The following is a 2,979-nucleotide window of genomic DNA, read 5'->3' on the forward strand; positions in this document are numbered from 1 at the left end:
GTCCTGGTCCAGGCGGTGACCGAGACCGACGCCGGCCCGTTCGAGGCGGTCGTCGCCGCCTTCCGCCGGGTGGCGGAGGAGCTTTTCGCGGACCGTCTCGAACTGGTCCGGGCGCGGCAGGCCATCATCGAGAGCAGCCCGGAGCTGCAGGAGCGTGAACTGCGCAAGACCGGCTCACTCGCCGCCGCCGTCACCGCCGCCCTGCGCGCCAGGGGCCTCGACGAGACCACTGCCACCCTGGCCACCGAGTCGGGCGCGACGGTCTTCCGGGTCGCGTACGCCCGCTGGGTCGCGCCCGGCAGCGACGCCCCGCTCAGCGACCTGATCGCCGAGGTGGCCGCCGAGCTACGCGCCATCACGTCAGCCCCTACCGAAACGCCCTGACGAGCCGTCTCGTCGGTGGTGAAGGTTTTCACACATGCTTGTCCCGGTTCGGCGGGCCGGGCGCATACTTGCGATCGACCGGTACCCCTTCTCGAGGACTGGATCATCGACATGAGCGCACCGATGCGCCCGCGTCCGGCCGCCCCACCCGGGCCTGCCGCGTCGTGGGACAGCGCCGTTCCCGGCGCCCGCGCCACCTCCCGTCTGCTCACCGTCGGTGTCGTCGGCGCGGGCCGTGTCGGCGCCGTGCTGGGTGCCGCGCTCGCCGCCGCCGGGCACCGGGTGGCCGCCGTCTCCGGCAGCTCCGGAGCCAGCCGCGCCCGCCTCGCCCTGCTGCTGCCCGAGGTGCCCCGCCGCCCGGCCGCCGCGGTGGCCCACGCCGCCACCGACCTGCTGCTCGTCGCGGTACCGGACGACCGGTTGGCCGCCGTGGTGGCCGACCTCGCCCAGCGGGGTGCGCTGCACCCGGGCCAGATCGTCGCGCACACCTCGGGAGCGCACGGCCTGGCCGTGCTGGGGCCGGCCGTCTCGGCCGGAGCCCGCCCGCTCGCCCTGCACCCCGCGATGACCTTCACCGGTACGCCGGACGACCTGCCCCGCCTCGACGGCATCTCGTACGGGGTGACCGCCCCGGCGGAATTGCGCCCGCTGGCCGCCCGACTGGTCGCCGACCTCGGCGGCGTGCCCGAGTGGGTGGCCGAGTCGGACCGCCCGCTCTACCACGCCGCGCTGGCCCACGGCGCGAACCACCTGGTGACCCTGGTCAACGAGGCGACCGACCGGTTGCGCGACGCCGGGGTGTCCCGGCCGGAGAAGGTGCTCGCCCCGCTGCTGCGGGCCGCCCTGGAGAACGCGCTGCGGCTCGGCGACGACGCGTTGACCGGCCCGGTCTCCCGTGGCGACGCGGGCACCGTACGGCGGCACCTGGACCGGTTGGCGGCCACCGCGCCGGAGTCCGTCCCCGCGTACCTGGCGTTGGCCCGTCGTACCGCCGACCGGGCGATCGCCGCCGGCCGCCTCCGGCCGGTGGACGCACAGTCGCTGCTCGGTGTGCTGGCCGACAGCGGTAGGGAGGTGGCGGCATGACCCAGGTGGTGCACACGCGGGCCGAGTTGGCCGAGGCCCGGGCCGGGCTGAAGGGCACGGTCGGGGTGGTGATGACCATGGGTGCGCTGCACTCCGGGCACGAGACGCTGCTGCGCGCGGCCCGGGAACAGGCCGACCACGTGCTGGTGACGATCTTCGTGAACCCGTTGCAGTTCGGGCCGAACGAGGACTTCGACCGCTACCCGCGCACCCTCGACGCCGACCTGGAGGTGTGCCGGCGGGCGGGCGCCGATCTGGTCTTCGCCCCGTCGGTGGCGGACATGTACCCGGACGGGCAGCCCCGGGTCCGCCTCGACCCGGGTCCGCTCGGCGCTGAGCTGGAGGGCGCGAGTCGTCCCGGCTTCTTCCACGGCGTGCTCACCGTGGTGCTGAAGTTGCTCCAGCTCACCCGGCCGGACCTGGCGTTCTTCGGCGAGAAGGACTACCAGCAGCTGACCCTGGTCCGGCGGATGGCCCGCGACCTGGACGTGCCGGTCGAGGTGGTCGGCGTGCCGACCGTCCGCGAGCCGGACGGGCTGGCCCTGTCCAGCCGCAACCGCTACCTGAGCGAGTCGGAGCGGGCCGCCGCGCTGAGCCTGTCCGCCGCGTTGCGGGCCGGTGCGCGGGCCGCCGACGACGGTCGGGACGCGGGGGCGGTGCTGACCGCGGCGCACGCCGCGTTTGGTGCCGGTACGCCCGGTGCCCGCCTCGACTACCTGGTGCTCACCGACCCCCACCTGGAACCGGGACCGGTGTCCGGGCCGGCCCGGTTGGTGATCGCCGCCTGGGTGGGTGCCACCCGGTTGATCGACAACGCGGCGATCCACCTCGCCCCGCGCCCCTGACCCGGCCGCACCACCCTCCACCAATCCCGCGAAAGGCCACCCCGATGTTGCGGACCATGCTCAAGTCGAAGATCCACCGAGCCACGGTGACCCAGGCCGACCTGCACTACGTCGGTTCGGTGACGGTGGACGAGGACCTGCTCGACGCCGCCGACCTGCTCCCCGGCGAGCAGGTGGCGATCGTGGACATCACCAATGGCGCCCGGCTGGAGACGTACGTGATCCCGGGCGAGCGGGGCAGCGGCGTGATCGGTATCAACGGTGCCGCCGCGCACCTGGTGCACCCCGGTGACCTGGTCATCCTGATCTCGTACGGGCAGATGGACGACGCCGAGGCCCGGTCGTACCGGCCCCGGGTGGTGCACGTCGTCGCCGACAACCGGGTGATCGAGTTGGGTGCCGACCCGGCTGCGGCGGCACCCGGCACGGCCGGGAACCCGGTGCCCAGCCCGTTGGCCGTGTCCGGAGTCTGATCCCGGGTACCACGATTCCGGTCTGTCACCGGACTGTCATTTCCGGTTACCCTGGGCGCGCTGGCGGAAGACGGTCGGTGGCTCGGGGAGGCCGCGATGCGCCGTGCCATGACGACCCTGTTCGCCGCTTTCGCCGGGGCGGCGCTGCTGGTCGCATGTGCCGGGTCCGACGGCCTGGACGGTGATCTGAC

General features: G+C 74.1%; 4 protein-coding genes. All 4 read left to right on the forward strand.

Features of this window, described 5'->3' with window-relative positions:
• Positions 1–384 (forward strand): TetR family transcriptional regulator (locus KBX53_RS27900; protein ID WP_210862517.1); only part of this gene is annotated, 384 nt, incomplete at its 5' end.
• 111 nt (positions 385–495) lie between these two features.
• Positions 496–1,470, forward strand: coding sequence for a Rossmann-like and DUF2520 domain-containing protein (locus KBX53_RS27905; protein WP_210862519.1), 975 nt, complete (start codon positions 496–498; stop codon positions 1,468–1,470).
• The gene (gene panC, locus KBX53_RS27910) at positions 1,467–2,315 is read left to right on the forward strand and encodes a pantoate--beta-alanine ligase (RefSeq protein ID WP_210862521.1); all 849 of its coding nucleotides are present in this window, start codon (positions 1,467–1,469) and stop codon (positions 2,313–2,315) included. Before KBX53_RS27905 ends, panC begins: the two co-directional genes overlap by 4 nt.
• 44 nt (positions 2,316–2,359) lie before the next feature.
• Positions 2,360–2,788 (forward strand): aspartate 1-decarboxylase, encoded by a 429-nt coding sequence (panD, locus tag KBX53_RS27915; protein ID WP_210862524.1) that lies wholly within the window; start codon positions 2,360–2,362, stop codon positions 2,786–2,788.
• Positions 2,789–2,979: the final 191 nt, after the last annotated feature.

It is taken from the genome of Micromonospora sp. M51 (assembly GCF_018070305.1).
Classification (GTDB): domain Bacteria; phylum Actinomycetota; class Actinomycetes; order Mycobacteriales; family Micromonosporaceae; genus Micromonospora; species Micromonospora parva.

Bases quoted from the DNA above. Each gene is read 5' to 3' on its own strand.
- KBX53_RS27905 (WP_210862519.1), top strand. From the start codon at position 496: ATGAGCGCACCGATGCGCCCGCGTCCGGCCGCCCCACCCGGGCCTGCC.
- panC (WP_210862521.1), top strand. From the start codon at position 1,467: ATGACCCAGGTGGTGCACACGCGGGCCGAGTTGGCCGAGGCCCGGGCC.
- panD (WP_210862524.1), top strand. From the start codon at position 2,360: ATGTTGCGGACCATGCTCAAGTCGAAGATCCACCGAGCCACGGTGACC.